This is a genomic window from Citrobacter sp. Cpo089, from assembly GCF_030332695.1.
In the GTDB taxonomy this organism is placed as follows: domain Bacteria; phylum Pseudomonadota; class Gammaproteobacteria; order Enterobacterales; family Enterobacteriaceae; genus Citrobacter; species Citrobacter portucalensis.
This window is the reverse complement of record NZ_JAOWHJ010000076.1, coordinates 92,285-109,584: the sequence shown is the minus strand read 5'-3', so window position 1 is coordinate 109,584 and position 17,300 is coordinate 92,285. Positions and strand designations below refer to the sequence as shown.

Sequence of the window (17,300 nt, the reverse complement as noted above, 5' to 3'; positions counted from 1 at the left end):
GTTGAAGATTAGCCGTTGAGTTTTACTGCCAGACCTGCGACATATTCACCCTGATAGCGGGCGATAGATAATTCTTCCTGACTTGGCTGGCGGGAGCCGTCGCCTCCGGCAATGGTGGTTGCACCGTAAGGGGTACCGCCGCGAACTTGTGAGACATCAAACAGCTCTTGCGCCGCGTAACCGATAGGTACAATCACCATCCCATGGTGGGCAAGCGTAGTCCAGGTTGATGTAATGGTTTGTTCCTGACCGCCGCCGGTTCCCGTTGAGCTGAATACGCTGGCGAGTTTGCCGTACAGGCCGCCAGAGGCCCACAGCCCGCCAGTCTGGTCGAGGAAGGTACGCATCTGACCGGACATATTACCAAAGCGCGTGGGGGTACCAAAAATGATGGCGTCGTAATCAGCCAGTTCTTGCGGGGTTGCGACTGGTGCGTTTTGTGTTTTGCCGCCAGCCTTAAGGAAAATCTCGGGCTGCATGGTCTCTGGTACACGCTTAATAATCACTTCTGCGCCATCTACCTTATTTGCGCCTTCTGCGACTGCGTGGGCCATAGTTTCAATGTGTCCGTACATAGAATAATAAAGCACCAGAACTTTTGCCATTTTACACTACTCCTCGAGTTAACCGTGTCCGTAGCGATTCGCTACCTACCTTTAAAGATATGACGTACTGTCAGGAGTGCAAATTTCACAATCACTTCTTTGATTTATAACAATTTTTATAACAACCTGCTTTGTAGCAAAATGATACATATTTAACCGGGTAGAATTCGGTAGTCATAAGAAAGACTTATTGATTTCTTATTGTGATTATTTCTTTGTCACTCCTGATCCTGTTGCAGGATATTACAGTTAGCGTCTGCCCTGGCCACGCTTCACTATGCTTATTCCCACGCAGTTATTTTCAGGGCCTCGCCCGTAACGCTGCGTGAGGTATCACTCCTCAGTACCTATGCAATATGATGTCTAATCAATGACGGAGGTCAGTAATGGCAAACCATCGGGGCGGTTCCGGCAACTTTGCGGAAGACCGCGAAAGAGCATCAGAAGCAGGTCGAAAAGGTGGCCAGCACAGCGGGGGCAACTTCAAGAATGACCCGCAACGCGCTTCAGAGGCAGGCAAAAAAGGGGGCAAAAATAGCCACGGCAACAACAAATCGTAATTGTCGGGCTATCTGTCAGATATGTCGTGACGGCTGAGTGTCAGAGACAGACGTTACGTAGCCACCGCCGCCGGGTCTTTCCGGCGGTTTTTTTTGTCTGCAAGGTTGAACTGTAACAAAACGCAACGCAGACTAATGACATTCAGTTAATCGGGTGTCTCATGTCATTACTTTCTCGTTATTCCTTCTCTGTTAAACCTCAGGAAGCGATCCTCATTGTGATCACCATGTTCTGGGGTGGCACGTTTTTGGCGGTGCAATATGCCGTTACCCTGAGCGGCCCTTTTTTCTTTGTCGGTGTGCGTTTTGCCACTGCCGCGCTGGCGGTCGCGCTTTTATCGTTACACACACTGCATAAGCTGACGTGGCTGGAAGTCAAAGCTGGGGTTGCAATCGGTATCGCAATTGCGCTGGGCTATAGTCTGCAAACCTGGGGGCTACAGTTTATTCCCAGCAGTAAATCGGCGTTTATTACCGCGATGTACGTACCGTTGGTGCCGCTTTTACAATGGCTGTGCCTGGGGCGCATGCCTGGCCTGATGCCGTGCGTCGGCATTGTGCTGGCCTTTATCGGATTGATTTTTCTTGCCGGACCGGGAGGCAATTTACTGGCCCTGGGCGAAGGCGAGTGGATCACGCTTGCCGGTGCGGTGGCGATTGCGGCAGAAATTATCCTGATTAGCGCGTGGGCGGGAAAAGTGGATGTACGTCGGGTAACGGTAGTGCAACTGGCAACCGCTTCGATAGTGGCGTTTATGGCGATGGGACCGGCCGGAGAGACCGTACCACCAATGTCTACCGGATTGCTGGTGGTGGCGCTGGGGCTGGGGATTTTTAGCGCGATTATTCAGGTCACCATGAATTGGGCGCAGCGCAGCGTTTCGCCGACGCGCGCAACGGTTATTTATACCGGTGAGCCGGTGTGGGCGGGGATCTTTGGCCGTCTGGCGGGTGAACGTTTACCGCTACTTGCATTGCTTGGTGCGGCATTCATTATTGTTGGCGTACTGGTCAGCGAGCTGAAGTTCAAAAAGAAAAAAGCGCTTGGACAAGAGGCGCCGCCGGAATCGCTTTAATTTAACCATTCACCGCGTGATTTGGTATGCTGACACCCTCACAAGAAGGAGAGGGCGCATGGTCCAACGCGCAGAGAAAAAAACAGGTAAGCGCTCGCAGGCCGTCAGTGCAAAACGCCAGGCCATCTTAACCGCGGCATTAAATATCTTCTCCCAATATGGGATCCACGGCACTCGCCTGGAGCAGGTGGCAGAGCAGGCGGGCGTGTCAAAAACCAATTTACTTTATTACTACCCGTCAAAAGAGGTGCTTTATATCGCCGTTTTACGGCAGATCCTCGACATCTGGCTAGCTCCATTGAAAGCTTTTCGCGAAGACTTTGCACCGCTGGTGGCCATTAAAGAATACATTCGCCTTAAGCTGGAAGTGTCGCGCGATTACCCTCAGGCCTCACGGCTGTTTTGTATGGAGATGCTGGCCGGAGCGCCTTTATTGATGGCAGAACTGGAGGGGGATCTCAAAACGCTAATTGATGAGAAATCCGCGCTGATTGCCGGTTGGATCAAAAGCGGAAAACTGGCTCCGGTCGATCCGCATCATCTGATTTTTATGATTTGGGCTTCAACTCAGCACTACGCCGATTTTGCCCCACAGGTAGAGGCGGTGACGGGCGCAACGCTGCGTGATGAAGCCTTTTTTAACCAAACGGTGGAGAGCGTACAGCGGATGATTATTGAAGGGATCCGCGTGCGTTAACTGGCCGGCGGTAACGGGCAGCTTAAATCGCCTTCTTCACACTGCAAGAGCGAGGCGAGAAACGCTTCGCGCTCGTTGGTCTTATCCGTCAGGCACTGGCTGGAAATCATCGCCTGAACGCTACCGCCTTCGGTACCGGAACTGATTAATGCACAATCTGCATCGCGCAAAGTTATCCATGATATTTGCGCTTTTTTCAGTAAATCGCGCTGGGTTGGGGCGGCGCGCTTTAGCGCATTCTGGTACGTTTCATTAAGTTTGGCGTCGGCCGCCTTATACTGCTCTGCCGCACAGGTGTTCATCTCAATCTGCGTGTTCGCGTTGGCGCAGTCATCCGCCAGCGCCTGGCCGCTCAGCAGCAGCACTGCACATGTCAGTACGATTCGTTTCATGCTTCCCTCTGGCTTAATAAAAAAAGGCCCCGTTACCGGAGCCTTAATTAACCACAACCTTAGCCGATTGTCATCAGGCTGGCGTTCCCCCCAGCTGCGGCGGTATTGACGCTCAGGGAGCGCTCAATATACAACCTTTCCAGCAGGATATTGCTTTCGCCGCGGGCAAAGCCCTGGACCGACACAATCGCCCCTTCGCGGGCCGCCACTGCTTCACACAGTGCGCGAAGCTGATCGGAATCGCCGTGGAAAATAACCGCATCAAACGGCTGCGTGGCGATGTTGTCCGCTTTGGCAAACTGAATGCGCCCGGAAACCGCGGCTGGCAGGCGTTTTGCCAGGTCGCGATGGAACGTATCATCTGGCCACAGGATTAAGCTACCAACGGAAGTTACAGCGGCAACTTGTACCAGTGCGTCCTGTTCGTCATCGGCGATACACAGCACGCGTTCGCGCGGCAACAGCGTCCAGGTATTGCGCTCGCCGGTGGGGCCTGGCAGCAGGCGTTGCGTTCCGGCCTGCGCCAGTTCACCAAACTGTTGGCAGAGCGCACGCAGTGCTGGACGATCGGTTGCCCATTCGCTAAGCGCTTCCAGCGGCTGAACGAGCGCCGTTTTAAGCTGTGCATCGACCGGGTATTCAGCATCCTGACGGGCAAGCGTAATGCCTAACGCATTTTCCGGACGGTTTGCCAGCAGGCGGTACAGATACAGCGGTCCGCCCGCTTTTGGCCCGGTTCCTGACAAGCCTTCGCCACCGAATGGCTGCACTCCGACGACGGCGCCGACCATATTGCGGTTAACGTACAGGTTCCCCACATGTGCCGAACCCGTGACCTGGGCGATGGTTTCATCGATACGGGTGTGCACGCCCAGCGTCAGGCCGTAGCCGGAGGCATTAATTTGCTCAATCAGGCTGCCCAGATTGTTGCGGGTGTAACGCACCACGTGCAGTACCGGACCGAACACCTCTTTTTGCAATTCGTCGAAGCTTTCCAGCTCGATAAGCGTCGGCGCGATAAAGGTACCGGTTTGCCATTCACGCGCATCGTCGCTGTTTTCGCGCACGGCCTGGAACACCGGACGCCCTTTAGCGCGCATGGCCTGAATATGGCGCTCAATATTGGCTTTGGCTTCTTCATCGATAACCGGTCCAATATCGGTGGTCAGACGGCCCGGGTTACCCATGCGACATTCCGCCATCGCGCCACGCAGCATTTTCAGCGTATGGTCGGCGACATCGTCCTGCAGACACAGGACGCGAAGCGCTGAGCAGCGCTGTCCGGCGCTGTCAAAGGCAGAAGCCAGAACGTCGACCACCACCTGTTCCGTTAACGCAGAAGAGTCGACGATCATGGCGTTCATCCCGCCGGTTTCGGCGATAAGCGGGATTGGGCGCCCCTGAGCATCGAGGCGGGTCGCGATATTGCGTTGCAACAGCGTGGCGACTTCCGTTGAGCCGGTAAACATGACGCCGCGTACGCGCTCATCGGAAGTGAGCTGTGCCCCGACCGTTTCGCCTTGACCAGGCAACAGTTGCACCACGCCTGGCGGCACACCTGCTTCGAGTAAAATGGCAATACCCTGGGCGGCAATCAGCGGAGTTTGTTCCGCGGGTTTTGCCAACACGCTGTTGCCCGCCGCCAGCGCAGCGGCAATCTGCCCGGTGAAAATGGCCAGCGGGAAGTTCCACGGGCTGATACAGACCACCGGCCCTAACGGACGATGGGTTTCATTATCGAAGTCATCGCGGACCTGACCGGCATAATAGTGCAGGAAGTCAACCGCTTCGCGTACTTCCGCAATGGCGTTGCTGAAGGTTTTGCCTGCTTCGCGCACCAGAATGCCAATTAACTGCTGCATCTGGCCTTCCATCAGAACTGCGGCGCGATGCAAAATAACGGCGCGCTCTTGTGGCGGTGTGGCGAACCAGATCGGCGCGTTATTTACCGCGTTCTGCAATGCCTGTTCCACTTCGCTGTGGGTTGCTTCACGCACGTAACCGACAATGTCTTTCGGTTCGGCCGGGTTGACGACTGGGGTCATTTCACCGTCAGCAACCGGATGTTCGAGCATCGGTTTTGCGTGCCATTTTTGCAGTGCGCTGTTGAGTAGGGCAGAGGACAGCGAGGCCAGACGATGTTCGTTTGCTAAATCCAGACCGCCTGAGTTTTCACGGCCTTTACCGTACAGATCACGCGGCAGGGCAATCTTCGGATGTGGCAGACCAGCCTGGCCTTCCTGCTGCGCCAGTTTTTCAACGGCTTCGACCGGATCGGCTACCAGTTCATCCAGCGGCAGGGTAGTGTCTGCAATGCGATTGACGAATGAAGTGTTGGCGCCGTTTTCCAGCAGACGACGCACCAGATATGCCAGCAGCGTTTCATGCGTGCCTACCGGTGCATAAATGCGGCATGGACGGTTCAGTTTGCCATCGGCAACTTTACCGGTGACCTGCTCATACAGCGGTTCGCCCATACCGTGCAGGCACTGGAACTCGTACTGACCAGGATAGTAGTTTTGACCGGCCAACTGATAAATCGCCGCCAGCGTATGGGCGTTGTGGGTGGCGAACTGCGGGTAGATCAGATTCGGTACCGCAAGCAGTTTTTTCGCACAGGCCAGATAGGAAACGTCGGTGTAGACCTTACGGGTATAGACCGGATAACCTTCCAGACCGTCCATTTGCGCACGTTTGATTTCGCTATCCCAGTAGGCGCCCTTAACCAGACGGATCATCAGGCGACGGCGGCTGCGCGTGGCGAGATCAATCAGGTAGTCGATAACATACGGGCAGCGCTTCTGGTAGGCCTGAATAACAAAGCCGATACCGTTCCAGCCCGCCAGTTCAGGTTCAAAGCACAGTTTTTCCAGCAGATCGAGGGAGATCTCCAGTCGGTCGGCCTCTTCAGCATCGATATTGATACCGATGTCGTACTGGCGGGCCAGCAGAGTAAGCGACTTCAGACGCGGATAGAGTTCATCCATCACGCGGTCATACTGCGCGCGGCTATAACGCGGATGTAGCGCCGACAGCTTGATAGAAATGCCTGGCCCTTCATAGATGCCGCGACCATTTGAGGCTTTACCAATGGCGTGGATTGCCTGTTGGTATGAAACCATGTAAGCCTGGGCATCTGCTGCGGTCAGAGCCGCTTCGCCCAGCATGTCGTAAGAGTAGCGGAAGCCTTTTTCTTCCAGTTTACGCGCGTTAGCCAGCGCTTCAGCGATAGTCTCTCCGGTGACAAACTGCTCGCCCATCAGGCGCATTGCCATGTCGACACCTTTACGTACCAGTGGTTCACCGCTCTTGCCGATAATACGGTTGAGTGAGCGTGAAAGGCTGGCCTCATTATGCGTAGAAACCAGACGACCGGTAAACAACAGCCCCCAGGTCGCCGCGTTGACGAACAGGGACGGGCTGCGTCCAATGTGCGACTGCCAGTTGCCGTTGCTGATTTTGTCGCGGATTAACGCATCGCGGGTTGCCTTATCGGGAATACGCAGCAGGGCTTCCGCCAGACACATCAGCGCGACGCCTTCCTGTGAAGAAAGGGAGAATTCCTGCAATAAACCTTGTACCATCCCGGCGCGGCCGCTGGCGGTCTTTTGGTTACGCAGTTTGTCAGCCAGATCGTACGCCAGCTTGTGTGCTTGCTCGGCGATGGGTTGCGGCAGACGAGCCTGCTCCATCAGCATTGGCACGGCATCGGTTTCGGCTCGGCGGTACGCGGCGGTGATTGCTGCACGGGAAACAGACTGCGGCAGGATCTGTTCGGCAAATTCCAGGAAAGGCTGGTGCGCTTCATTCTGCGGCGTGGTTGACTCCTCACCCTCATTCGCGGCACCCGCCAGCAGGGCCGGCAGTTCAGGAAGCGCGTCGTCATTTTCCAGTCTTTCGAGATAATTAAAGATGGCTTGCTTGATCAGCCAATGTGGCGTGCGATCGATTCGTGATGCTGCTGTTTTAATACGCTCGCGAGTGGCGTCATCCAGTTTAACCCCCATCGTGGTGGTTCCCATGCCGTTTACTCCTGTTGTACTGAAATACGGGGCTGATAGTTACCGAGAAATATCCACTATGTTGCAACTTTGTGCAACCGTGTTAAATGTGACTTGGTTTGCAAGCTTGGAAATGAATGAAATGTTAATAAATATGAGTCTTATGATGTGGGCTGTAAAAATTACAGAATCTTTTTCTCTGCGGTAGTTAACACTTTTAAAAGGTGCAACCGAAAAAAATGTGAGAGAGTGCAACCTACAGAAAAATGCTATCTACTCTGGATTAAATTTGATGTAAATGGTGTGTTAAATCGATTGTGAATAACCATCGCTTCCGGCAGGATACGGTCGCCCTGGTCAACATAGATATCTTTGCCACGTTCCGGCAGGGTAATAAAACGGCAAGCCACGGCATTGCTGATACATAATTTTGGAGAGTTTTGATGGCTATTAGCACACCGATGTTAGTGACATTCTGTGTCTATATTTTCGGCATGATATTGATAGGGTTTATTGCATGGCGTTCAACCAAAAACTTTGACGATTACATTCTGGGTGGACGCAGTCTGGGTCCATTCGTGACCGCGTTATCTGCCGGGGCATCTGACATGAGCGGCTGGTTGCTGATGGGGTTGCCCGGCGCGATTTTCCTGTCGGGGATTTCAGAAAGCTGGATCGCCATCGGCCTTATTTTGGGCGCATGGATCAACTGGAAGCTGGTGGCCGGACGTTTACGTGTACATACCGAATACAATAACAATGCGCTGACGTTACCGGATTACTTTACCGGTCGCTTTGAAGATAAAAGCCGAATTTTGCGTATTATCTCCGCGCTGGTTATTTTGCTGTTTTTCACCATCTATTGTGCTTCAGGGATTGTGGCAGGGGCGCGTCTGTTTGAAAGCACCTTTGGCATGAGCTATGAAACAGCGCTGTGGGCAGGGGCGGCTGCGACGATCATTTATACCTTTATTGGTGGTTTCCTGGCGGTTAGCTGGACCGATACCGTCCAGGCCAGCCTGATGATCTTTGCTCTGATCCTGACGCCGGTAATGGTCATTATTGGCGTGGGTGGATTTGAAGATTCGCTGGAAGTGATTAAACAAAAGAGCATTGAGAACGTGGACATGTTCAAAGGGCTGAATTTTGTTGCCATCATTTCTTTGATGGGCTGGGGTCTGGGCTACTTTGGCCAGCCGCATATTCTGGCGCGCTTTATGGCAGCAGATTCCCACCATAGCATCGTTCATGCTCGCCGTATCAGTATGACCTGGATGATCCTGTGCCTGGCAGGTGCCGTGGCCGTGGGCTTCTTTGGTATTGCTTACTTTAACAACAACCCACAGCTTGCCGGTGCTGTTAACCAGAACGCCGAGCGCGTGTTTATTGAACTGGCGCAAATCCTGTTCAACCCGTGGATTGCTGGTATTCTGCTGTCTGCGATCCTCGCTGCGGTTATGTCGACCTTGAGCTGCCAGCTGCTGGTGTGCTCCAGCGCAATCACCGAAGATTTGTACAAAGCGTTCCTGCGTAAAAATGCCAGCCAGAAAGAGCTGGTATGGATTGGCCGCATCATGGTGCTGGTCGTGGCGCTGGTGTCTATCGCGCTGGCGGCGAACCCGGAGAACCGCGTGCTGGGTCTGGTAAGCTACGCCTGGGCGGGCTTCGGCGCGGCGTTTGGTCCGGTGGTTCTGTTCTCGGTAATGTGGTCGCGTATGACCCGCAACGGCGCGCTGGCAGGGATGATCATCGGTGCGGTGACGGTAATCGTCTGGAAGCAGTTTGCCTGGTTGGGTCTGTATGAAATCATCCCGGGCTTTGTTTTCGGCAGCATCGGTATTGTGGTCTTCAGCCTGTTGGGTAAAGCGCCTTCAACTGCTATGCAGCAACGTTTTGCCGAGGCTGATGCGCATTATCACTCAGCTCCGCCATCGCGTTTACAGGCAGAATAATCTGCCTCTGTCTTCAAGCCCGCCGCGTGCGGGCTTTTTTATTGCTTCCGTTGTAAACCTGCTATAACCGTTACCTGCCTAACCTTTTACATTCAGTCATCATTCTCAAAACATTCTGCTTGAGTTTTTCTTTCCTGTAATGATAATCACTATCACTGTAATTTACTTTTCTTTTCATCAATTGACTGAGAATAACGTTTAAGGGTTCTTCGCATGTTTGTTCCATTTCTAATTATGTTGCGCGAAGGGTTAGAGGCCGCGCTGATTGTCAGCCTGATTGCCAGCTACCTGAAACGGACTCAGCGTGGTCGATGGATTGGTGTGATGTGGATTGGTGTTCTGCTGGCGGCGGCGTTATGCCTGGCGTTAGGGATTTTCATCAACGAAACCACCGGTGAATTTCCGCAAAAAGAACAGGAGCTGTTTGAAGGCATCGTGGCGGTCATTGCCGTGGTGATCCTCACCTGGATGGTGTTCTGGATGCGTAAAGTTTCGCGCAACGTCAAAGTCCAGCTTGAACAGGCTGTCGATAACGCGTTGCAGCGTGGCAACCATCACGGCTGGGCGCTGGTTATGATGGTCTTTTTTGCTGTTGCCCGTGAAGGGCTGGAGTCGGTGTTCTTCCTGCTGGCAGCATTCCAGCAGGATGTAGGTATCTGGCCGCCGTTAGGCGCGATGCTGGGACTGGCTACCGCGGTGGTACTGGGTTACCTGATTTACCTCGGCGGCATTCGCCTCAATCTCGGGGCATTTTTCAAATGGACCAGCCTGTTCATTTTGCTGGTGGCTGCCGGTCTTGCTGCAGGGGCAATCCGTGCTTTCCACGAAGCTGGGTTGTGGAATCATTTTCAGGATGTGGCGTTTGACCTGAGCAGCGTGCTGTCGACGCATTCGCTGTTTGGCACATTGATGGAAGGCATTTTCGGCTATCAGGAAGCGCCAAGCGTTAGTGAAGTCGCTGTCTGGTTTATCTACCTGATTCCGGCGTTGATTATGTTTGCGTTACCGCCGCGTTCAGGCACTACGGCATCGCGTACCGCACCTTGATAAAAACGCGATGCAGAATACTTTTTAGTTACAACATACTTATTTATAGGGATAGGTTATGACGTTTAATTTTCGCCGTAGTGCGCTGCAGCTAGGTATCGCCGCGCTGTTTGCCTCCGCTTTTAATGCACAAGCTGCCGATATTCCGCAGGTGAAAGTCACGGTTAACGACAAACAATGTGAACCGATGACTATCACGGTTAATGCAGGGAAAACGCAGTTCATCATCCAGAACCATAGCCAGAAAGCGCTGGAGTGGGAGATCCTCAAAGGCGTTATGGTGGTTGAAGAACGCGAAAACATTGCACCGGGCTTTAGCCAGAAAATGACCGCTAACCTCCAGCCTGGCGAATATGATATGACCTGCGGCCTGTTGACTAACCCGAAAGGCAAACTGATCGTAAAAGGTAGCGCAACGGCGGATGCCGCGCAAAGCGATGCTCTGCTGAGTCTGAGCGGCGCGATTACCGAATACAAAGCCTATGTGACAGCCGAAACCGCGCAGTTGGTTGCGGGCACCAAAGCCTTTACCGATGCGATTAAAGCTGGCGATCTGGAAAAAGCGAAATCGCTGTATGCGCCAACCCGTCAGCATTATGAGCGTATTGAACCGATTGCTGAACTGTTCTCCGATCTCGATGGCAGCATCGATGCACGTGAAGATGATTATGAGCAAAAAGCCGCCGATCCTAAATTCACCGGCTTCCACCGCCTGGAGAAAGCGCTGTTTGGCGACAATACCACCAAAGGTATGGATAAGTACGCCGACCAATTAAACAGCGATGTTCTTGACCTGCAAACGCGTATTAGCGAGCTGGCTTTCCCACCGTCTAAAGTTGTTGGCGGGGCAGCAGGACTGATTGAAGAAGTTGCTGCCAGCAAAATCAGTGGGGAAGAAGATCGCTATAGCCATACCGATCTGTGGGATTTCCAGGCCAACGTCGATGGTGCGCAGAAAATTGTCGATCTCCTGCGTCCTCACTTGCAAAAATCCAATGCTGAACTGCTTGCGAAGGTGGATGCGAACTTCAAAAAGGTCGATACCATTCTGAGCAAGTACCGTACCAAAGACGGCTTTGAAACCTATGACAAACTGACTGATGCCGATCGTAATGCACTGAAAGGGCCAATCACGACGCTGGCGGAAGATTTGTCGCAATTACGCGGTGTTCTGGGTCTGGACTAAGCACTATGCAGCAAGATAATGAAAACGGCGTGAGCGAACCGTCACGCCGACGTTTACTGAAAGGGATGGGCGCCCTGGGTGGGGCGCTGGCGCTGGCGGGTGGGTGTCCGGTTGCCCACGCGCAAAAATCACAAAGCGCGCCGGGCACGTTGTCTCCGGATGCACGTAGTGAAGCGCAGCCGTTTTATGGTCAGCATCAGGCGGGGATCCTGACGCCGCAGCAGGCATCAATGATGCTGGTGGCATTCGATGTTCTCGCCAGCGATAAGGCCGATCTTGAGCGGTTATTCCGGTTGCTGACCAGCCGGTTTGCGTTTCTGACCACCGGTGGACCGGCGCCGGATACGCCGAATCCGCGTCTCCCCCCTATGGATTCAGGTATCCTCGGCGCATACATTGCGCCAGACAACCTGACGATGACGGTGTCAGTCGGCTCCTCGCTGTTTGATGAACGCTATGGCCTGAAATCGCAGATGCCGAAAAAGCTGCAAAAAATGACCCGTTTCCCGAATGATTCGCTGGATGCGGCGCTGTGCCATGGCGATGTGCTGCTGCAGATTTGTGCCAACACCCAGGACACCGTCATCCACGCGTTGCGCGATATCATTAAACATACACCCGATCTCCTTAGCGTGCGCTGGAAACGTGAAGGTTTTATTTCCGACCACGCCGCACGTAGTAAAGGCAAAGAGACCCCGGTCAATTTGCTTGGCTTTAAAGACGGCACCGCGAATCCGGACGCTACGGATGCGAAGTTGATGCAAGACGTGGTGTGGGTTACGGACGGGCAGGGCGAGCCTGACTGGGCACAAGGCGGTAGCTATCAGGCCGTCAGGCTCATTCAGTTTCGCGTTGAGTTCTGGGATCGTACGCCGCTGAAAGAGCAGCAAACGATTTTTGGTCGCGATAAACACACCGGCGCGCCGCTGGGTATGCAGCATGAGCATGATGTGCCTGACTATGCCAGCGATCCTGAAGGCGAGGTGATTGCGCTCGACAGCCATATCCGTCTCGCAAATCCGCGTACGAAAGAGACCGACTCCAGCCTGATGATGCGTCGTGGCTACAGTTATTCGCTCGGTGTGACTAATTCCGGTCAACTGGATATGGGGCTGTTGTTTGTCTGCTATCAACACGATCTGGAAAAAGGTTTTTTGACAGTGCAGAAACGTCTGAACGGTGAAGCGCTGGAAGAATATGTCAAACCGATTGGTGGGGGATATTTCTTTGCTTTGCCGGGTGTTAAAACTGCAGACAATTATCTGGGACAGTCTCTGCTTGAAGCCTGATGATTATGCCCCGCAGTACAGCGGGGTTTTTCCTGACATCTTGATGAAGGAACAAACTATTTTTTATGATCGGTATGCGACTGAAATAATTCTGTCATCTCTCTGCAAGAGACTGTCTCTGGTGATAAGATAGAATTTAAGTTAACAGTAAGTAAAAATATTGTTGCATTAGCGAAAGGTTATGATGTACTTATAAGTAATAGCGGTAGTTCCCGGCGGTGATTGTCATTCACTATGGAGATCGCGAATGGAAAAGTCCTGTATTGGACACGTTTTTCACAGTAACAGCAGTACCTTACGCGGACGTTTCTCTTCCGGTAGCCTCCTCGTCACCGCTAAATCTCTCTCTTATTCACTTCTTATCTTCGCAACTGACGCCCTGTACGGTGCGCGTAGCTGTGCGTGGCGTCTTATCCGAAAGCAAGCAATGGCTTACAAGGAAGCCAACCCTCAGATGTTCGTGCGCATAATCGTGCCGCCAACGGCGCGTGTGATGTATACCTACAACTCAAGGTGCTATCCATGGGAAGACAAAAAGCAGTGATCAAAGCTCGTCGTGAAGCAAAACGTGTGCTGAGGCGGGATTCGCGTAGCCATAAGCAACGTGAAGATGAATCGGTCACCTCGCTTGTGCAGATGGGCGGCGTAGAAGCGATTGGTATGGCGCGTGACAGTCGCGACGCCTCGCCAATCACGGCGCGGAATGAAGCTCAGGCGCACTACCTGAATGCTATCGAGAGTAAACAGCTGATCTTCGCCACCGGTGAAGCCGGGTGTGGTAAAACCTGGATCAGCGCGGCAAAAGCAGCAGAGGCCCTGATCCATAAAGATGTGGACAGGATCATTGTAACCCGTCCAGTTCTGCAAGCTGATGAAGACCTCGGCTTCTTACCTGGAGATGTTTCCGAGAAGTTTGCTCCCTATTTTCGCCCCGTGTATGACGTGCTTGTCAAACGGCTGGGAGCCTCCTTCATGCAATATTGCCTGCGACCTGAGATTGGTAAGGTGGAAATCGCGCCGTTCGCCTATATGCGTGGACGTACATTTGAAAATGCAGTGGTCATTCTTGACGAGGCTCAGAACGTCACTGCTGCGCAAATGAAGATGTTTTTGACCCGCCTCGGGGAGAATGTGACGGTGATTGTGAATGGGGATGTGACCCAGTGCGATCTACCAGCCCACGTTCGCTCAGGGCTTAGCGATGCGCTGGCCCGTTTCGAAGAAGATGAGATGGTTGGGATTGTTCGTTTCAATAAAGACGATTGCGTCCGCTCTGCGCTTTGTCAGCGGACGCTCAACGCTTACAACTGATATGTACTCCGTCTTCAAGGCCCGGGAAACCGGGCTTTGTTGTTTGACGCCAGTACATGACCGGTCGGGGCTTCTCATCCCCCGCAGATGTGCAACATGCGAAAAAAAAAGCCCGTACTTTCGTACGAGCTCTTCTTAAAATATGGCGGTGAGGGGGGGATTGACTCGCTTTGCTCGCCCCTGCGGGGCAGCCCGTTCGCTGCGCTCCCGGTCTGTCCAACTGGCTGCGCCAGTAGTCGAACCCCGGTCGGGGCTTCTCATCCCCCCGCAGATGTGCAACATGCGAAAAAAAAGCCCGTACTTTCGTACGAGCTCTTCTTAAAATATGGCGGTGAGGGGGGGATTCGAACCCCCGATACGTTGCCGTATACACACTTTCCAGGCGTGCTCCTTCAGCCACTCGGACACCTCACCATATTGTTGTCCCTGTGCTACCGGAACGGGCGCTAATGTAGGGGAAACACCGCCCCGCCGTCAATCAACTTTTTGAAAAAAATGTGCATTTACACAAACTTCAAGCAACATGGAGCATAAATAAGCGGGAATTGTTTTTTTTGCCAGCATCCTAAAATTTGCTACTCTGATGTTCCCTCGAAAAATGATGATAATAAGTGCGAGAAAGTTCCGCACAACAATGTTCAGGAGACAATATGGATATAATTTTCTATCACCCAACATTCGATACGACCTGGTGGATTAATGCGTTGGCAAAGGCAATACCTGGTGCGAACGTACGCGAGTGGAAAGCGGGTGATAATGCACATGCTGACTATGCGCTGGTCTGGCATCCGCCGGTTGAAATGCTCGCAGGACGAAAATTAAAAGCCGTATTTGCGCTGGGAGCGGGTGTCGATTCTATTCTCAGTAAACTCAATGCTCATCCGGAAATGTTGGATGCGTCGATCCCGCTTTTCCGTCTGGAAGATACGGGTATGGGCCTGCAAATGCAGGAATATGCGGTCAGTCAGGTGCTGCACTGGTTTCGTCGCTTTGATGATTATCAGGCATTGAAAAATCAGGCGAAATGGCAACCGTTGTCAGAATATACTCGCGAGGAATTTACCGTCGGGATCATGGGGGCAGGGGTATTGGGCGCAAAAGTTGCCGAAAGCCTGCAAGCATGGGGATTCCCACTGCGCTGCTGGAGTCGTACGCGTAAATCCTGGTCTGGCGTGGAAAGCTTCGCCGGTACTGAGGAACTGGGCGCATTTTTGAGTCAAACTCGCGTGCTGATCAACCTCCTGCCTAATACGGCAGAAACCGTAGGCATTATTAACGCTGATTTACTTAGCCAATTGCAGGATGGTGCCTACGTGCTGAACCTTGCACGCGGTGTTCATCTCAATGAAGACGATCTTCTGGCATCGCTGGACAGCGGCAAGGTGAAGGGGGCCATGCTGGATGTTTATAGCCGTGAACCGCTGCCAGAAAACAGCCCATTATGGAAACATCCGCGTGTGGCGATGACGCCACATATTGCCGCAGTTACCCGTCCGGCAGAAGCGGTGGACTATATCTCCCGCACGATTATGAACCTGGAGAGCGGGCAAGTCGTAACAGGTCAGGTCAATCGCGTTCGGGGATATTGATGGTAACCCGGCAAGTACCGGGTTTCAGCTAGAATACCCGCCATACTTCAAGCTGGATGTGCGTTGGCTACGGTTGTTCACCTGAATCACTTACATAAGTAAGTGATTCAGGTATCACTCCCTTGCCACCTGCCTACGACTCGAATTTTTAGGGTATTAATGGCGGCGATACCTGCTATCCTTGACGGAAAATGACTACAGGAGAGAGTTATGTATCCCGTTGACCTGCATATGCATACCGTCGCCAGCACCCACGCCTACAGCACCTTAAGTGATTACATCGCGGAAGCTCGTCGCAAAGGCATCAAGCTATTTGCCATTACCGATCATGGACCGGACATGGCGGATGCGCCACACCACTGGCACTTTATCAATATGCGTATTTGGCCACGTGTCGTGGATGGCGTGGGGATCCTGCGAGGAATCGAAGCCAATATTAAGAATATTGAAGGTGAAATTGACTGTTCAGGTCCGATGTTTACCTCCCTGGACCTCATTATTGCGGGCTTCCATGAGCCGGTTTTTGCCCCTCACGATAAAGACACCAATACCCAGGCAATGATAGCTACGATGGCCAGCGGTAATGTGCACATCATCAGCCATCCGGGAAATCCAAAGTATCCTGTTGATATTAAAGCAATTGCGAAGGCGGCAGCAAAGTACCAGGTTGCACTGGAAATCAATAACTCTTCGTTTTTGCATTCGCGTAAGGGCAGTGAGGATAATTGTCGTGCGGTTGCTGCGGCTGTACGTGATGCTGGCGGCTGGGTGGCGTTAGGGTCGGATTCACATACCGCTTTCACGCTGGGAGAATTTGGCGAATGCCGTAAAATCCTGGATGATGTTAATTTCCCTGAAGACAGAATTTTAAACGTCACACCTAAACGTCTATTGGCGTTTCTGGAATCGCGAGGCATGGAGCCGATCGCGGAATTTGCTGAACTGTAATTGTTACTAACTGGAATATATCAATGAACGAGTTTTCTATCCTGTGTCGTGTACTGGGCTCGCTGTTTTACCGCCAACCGCAGGACCCTTTACTGGTTCCCCTGTTTACCTTAATTAGTGAAGGTAAACTGCCCGCCAACTGGCCGCTGGAACAGGACGAACTGCTCACCCGTTTACAGAAGAGCTGCGATATGCCCCAGCTGGCTGCAGATTACAACGCGCTGTTTGTCGGTGACGAGTGTGCAGTGCCGCCATATCGTAGTGCCTGGGTAGAAGGGGCGAAAGAATCCGATGTTCGTGCATTTCTTTCAGCCCGGGGCATGCCGCTGGCTGATACACCGGCAGATCACATTGGTACGCTGTTGCTGGCGGCTTCATGGCTTGAGGACCAGTCTGCGGAAGATGAAAGTGAGGCGCTTGAAACCTTGTTTGTAGACTACTTGCTGCCCTGGTGCGGTACGTTCCTTGGAAAAGTTGAAGCGCACGCGAACACGCCTTTCTGGCGTACGATAGCACCGCTGACGCGTGATGCCATTGGTGCGATGTGGGACGAATTGCAGGAAGATACAGACGAATAAATGTGATGCGTATCACTTAATAGTGCAACTCAATTTATAAGCTTGCATAAATTGTGTGCGCGATCTCAT

General features: G+C 52.8%; 15 protein-coding genes and 1 tRNA gene. 12 read left to right on the top strand and 4 right to left on the bottom strand.

The window, feature by feature from the left end; all coding sequences use genetic code 11:
• Window positions 1-8: 8 nt before the first annotated feature.
• Window positions 9-605, bottom strand: a complete 597-nt coding sequence (wrbA, locus tag OGX92_RS22545; protein ID WP_003832057.1) for an NAD(P)H:quinone oxidoreductase — start codon at window positions 603-605, stop codon at window positions 9-11.
• Between the two features lie 386 nt (window positions 606-991).
• Between wrbA and OGX92_RS22540 the strand changes: the two genes are divergently transcribed.
• The 3 genes from OGX92_RS22540 to rutR all read left to right on the top strand — a co-directional run bounded on the left by OGX92_RS22540 (window position 992) and on the right by rutR (window position 2,938).
• Window positions 992-1,165 (top strand): con-10 family general stress protein, encoded by a 174-nt coding sequence (locus OGX92_RS22540; protein WP_003036022.1) that lies wholly within the window; start codon window positions 992-994, stop codon window positions 1,163-1,165.
• Between the two features lie 161 nt (window positions 1,166-1,326).
• The gene (locus OGX92_RS22535; protein ID WP_003832060.1) at window positions 1,327-2,241 is read left to right on the top strand and encodes a DMT family transporter; all 915 of its coding nucleotides are present in this window, start codon (window positions 1,327-1,329) and stop codon (window positions 2,239-2,241) included.
• A gap of 58 nt (window positions 2,242-2,299) precedes the next feature.
• The gene (gene rutR, locus OGX92_RS22530) at window positions 2,300-2,938 is read left to right on the top strand and encodes an HTH-type transcriptional regulator RutR (RefSeq protein WP_003036026.1); all 639 of its coding nucleotides are present in this window, start codon (window positions 2,300-2,302) and stop codon (window positions 2,936-2,938) included.
• On the opposite strand, the gene OGX92_RS22525 is transcribed toward rutR, so the two are convergent.
• Together OGX92_RS22525 and putA are read right to left on the bottom strand one after the other, a co-directional pair.
• A complete protein-coding gene (locus OGX92_RS22525) occupies window positions 2,935-3,330 on the bottom strand; it encodes a lysozyme inhibitor LprI family protein (RefSeq protein ID WP_063941867.1) in 396 nt (131 codons plus the stop codon). The genes rutR and OGX92_RS22525 overlap by 4 nt on opposite strands.
• A 59-nt stretch (window positions 3,331-3,389) precedes the next feature.
• Entirely contained in the window at window positions 3,390-7,352 is a 3,963-nt protein-coding gene (gene putA / locus OGX92_RS22520) for a trifunctional transcriptional regulator/proline dehydrogenase/L-glutamate gamma-semialdehyde dehydrogenase (RefSeq protein WP_063941868.1), read from the bottom strand.
• 422 nt (window positions 7,353-7,774) lie between these two features.
• Here putA and putP point away from each other — a divergent pair, with 422 nt between their 5' ends.
• The 6 genes from putP (at window position 7,775) to phoH (ending at window position 14,116) form a co-directional block, all read left to right on the top strand.
• Window positions 7,775-9,283, top strand: a complete 1,509-nt coding sequence (gene putP, locus OGX92_RS22515) for a sodium/proline symporter PutP (RefSeq protein ID WP_032936247.1) — start codon at window positions 7,775-7,777, stop codon at window positions 9,281-9,283.
• 213 nt (window positions 9,284-9,496) lie between these two features.
• Window positions 9,497-10,330, top strand: a complete 834-nt coding sequence (gene efeU, locus OGX92_RS22510; RefSeq protein WP_003036041.1) for an iron uptake transporter permease EfeU — start codon at window positions 9,497-9,499, stop codon at window positions 10,328-10,330.
• A 58-nt stretch (window positions 10,331-10,388) separates the two neighbouring features.
• Window positions 10,389-11,516 (top strand): iron uptake system protein EfeO, encoded by a 1,128-nt coding sequence (gene efeO / locus OGX92_RS22505; RefSeq protein ID WP_286587115.1) that lies wholly within the window; start codon window positions 10,389-10,391, stop codon window positions 11,514-11,516.
• 5 nt (window positions 11,517-11,521) lie between these two features.
• Window positions 11,522-12,805 (top strand): iron uptake transporter deferrochelatase/peroxidase subunit, encoded by a 1,284-nt coding sequence (efeB, locus tag OGX92_RS22500; protein WP_126956840.1) that lies wholly within the window; start codon window positions 11,522-11,524, stop codon window positions 12,803-12,805.
• A 247-nt stretch (window positions 12,806-13,052) separates the two neighbouring features.
• Window positions 13,053-13,349: a hypothetical protein gene (locus OGX92_RS22495; protein WP_003832077.1), complete on the top strand. Its 297-nt coding sequence runs from the start codon at window positions 13,053-13,055 to the stop codon at window positions 13,347-13,349.
• Window positions 13,328-14,116: a phosphate starvation-inducible protein PhoH gene (phoH, locus tag OGX92_RS22490; protein ID WP_003832078.1), complete on the top strand. Its 789-nt coding sequence runs from the start codon at window positions 13,328-13,330 to the stop codon at window positions 14,114-14,116. Before OGX92_RS22495 ends, phoH begins: the two co-directional genes overlap by 22 nt.
• 326 nt (window positions 14,117-14,442) lie before the next feature.
• On the opposite strand, the gene OGX92_RS22485 is transcribed toward phoH, so the two are convergent.
• Window positions 14,443-14,530: transfer RNA gene (locus tag OGX92_RS22485), tRNA-Ser, on the bottom strand.
• Window positions 14,531-14,766: 236 nt separating this feature from the next.
• On the opposite strand from OGX92_RS22485, the gene ghrA reads away from it, so the two are divergent.
• From ghrA to OGX92_RS22470, 3 genes are all read left to right on the top strand, one after another.
• The gene (ghrA, locus tag OGX92_RS22480; protein ID WP_003832080.1) at window positions 14,767-15,705 is read left to right on the top strand and encodes a glyoxylate/hydroxypyruvate reductase GhrA; all 939 of its coding nucleotides are present in this window, start codon (window positions 14,767-14,769) and stop codon (window positions 15,703-15,705) included.
• A 210-nt stretch (window positions 15,706-15,915) separates the two neighbouring features.
• Window positions 15,916-16,653 (top strand): phosphatase, encoded by a 738-nt coding sequence (locus OGX92_RS22475; protein WP_003832082.1) that lies wholly within the window; start codon window positions 15,916-15,918, stop codon window positions 16,651-16,653.
• A 23-nt stretch (window positions 16,654-16,676) separates the two neighbouring features.
• Window positions 16,677-17,231: a TorD/DmsD family molecular chaperone gene (locus OGX92_RS22470; protein WP_286587114.1), complete on the top strand. Its 555-nt coding sequence runs from the start codon at window positions 16,677-16,679 to the stop codon at window positions 17,229-17,231.
• Window positions 17,232-17,300 lie beyond the last annotated feature (69 nt).

Bases quoted from the DNA above. Each gene is read 5' to 3' on its own strand.
- ghrA (WP_003832080.1), top strand. From the start codon at position 14,767: ATGGATATAATTTTCTATCACCCAACATTCGATACGACCTGGTGGATT.
- efeO (WP_286587115.1), top strand. From the start codon at position 10,389: ATGACGTTTAATTTTCGCCGTAGTGCGCTGCAGCTAGGTATCGCCGCG.
- putA (WP_063941868.1), bottom strand. From the start codon at position 7,352: ATGGGAACCACCACGATGGGGGTTAAACTGGATGACGCCACTCGCGAG.
- putP (WP_032936247.1), top strand. From the start codon at position 7,775: ATGGCTATTAGCACACCGATGTTAGTGACATTCTGTGTCTATATTTTC.
- OGX92_RS22470 (WP_286587114.1), top strand. From the start codon at position 16,677: ATGAACGAGTTTTCTATCCTGTGTCGTGTACTGGGCTCGCTGTTTTAC.
- efeB (WP_126956840.1), top strand. From the start codon at position 11,522: ATGCAGCAAGATAATGAAAACGGCGTGAGCGAACCGTCACGCCGACGT.
- OGX92_RS22495 (WP_003832077.1), top strand. From the start codon at position 13,053: ATGGAAAAGTCCTGTATTGGACACGTTTTTCACAGTAACAGCAGTACC.
- rutR (WP_003036026.1), top strand. From the start codon at position 2,300: ATGGTCCAACGCGCAGAGAAAAAAACAGGTAAGCGCTCGCAGGCCGTC.
- OGX92_RS22535 (WP_003832060.1), top strand. From the start codon at position 1,327: ATGTCATTACTTTCTCGTTATTCCTTCTCTGTTAAACCTCAGGAAGCG.
- OGX92_RS22540 (WP_003036022.1), top strand. From the start codon at position 992: ATGGCAAACCATCGGGGCGGTTCCGGCAACTTTGCGGAAGACCGCGAA.
- efeU (WP_003036041.1), top strand. From the start codon at position 9,497: ATGTTTGTTCCATTTCTAATTATGTTGCGCGAAGGGTTAGAGGCCGCG.
- OGX92_RS22475 (WP_003832082.1), top strand. From the start codon at position 15,916: ATGTATCCCGTTGACCTGCATATGCATACCGTCGCCAGCACCCACGCC.
- phoH (WP_003832078.1), top strand. From the start codon at position 13,328: ATGGGAAGACAAAAAGCAGTGATCAAAGCTCGTCGTGAAGCAAAACGT.
- OGX92_RS22525 (WP_063941867.1), bottom strand. From the start codon at position 3,330: ATGAAACGAATCGTACTGACATGTGCAGTGCTGCTGCTGAGCGGCCAG.
- wrbA (WP_003832057.1), bottom strand. From the start codon at position 605: ATGGCAAAAGTTCTGGTGCTTTATTATTCTATGTACGGACACATTGAA.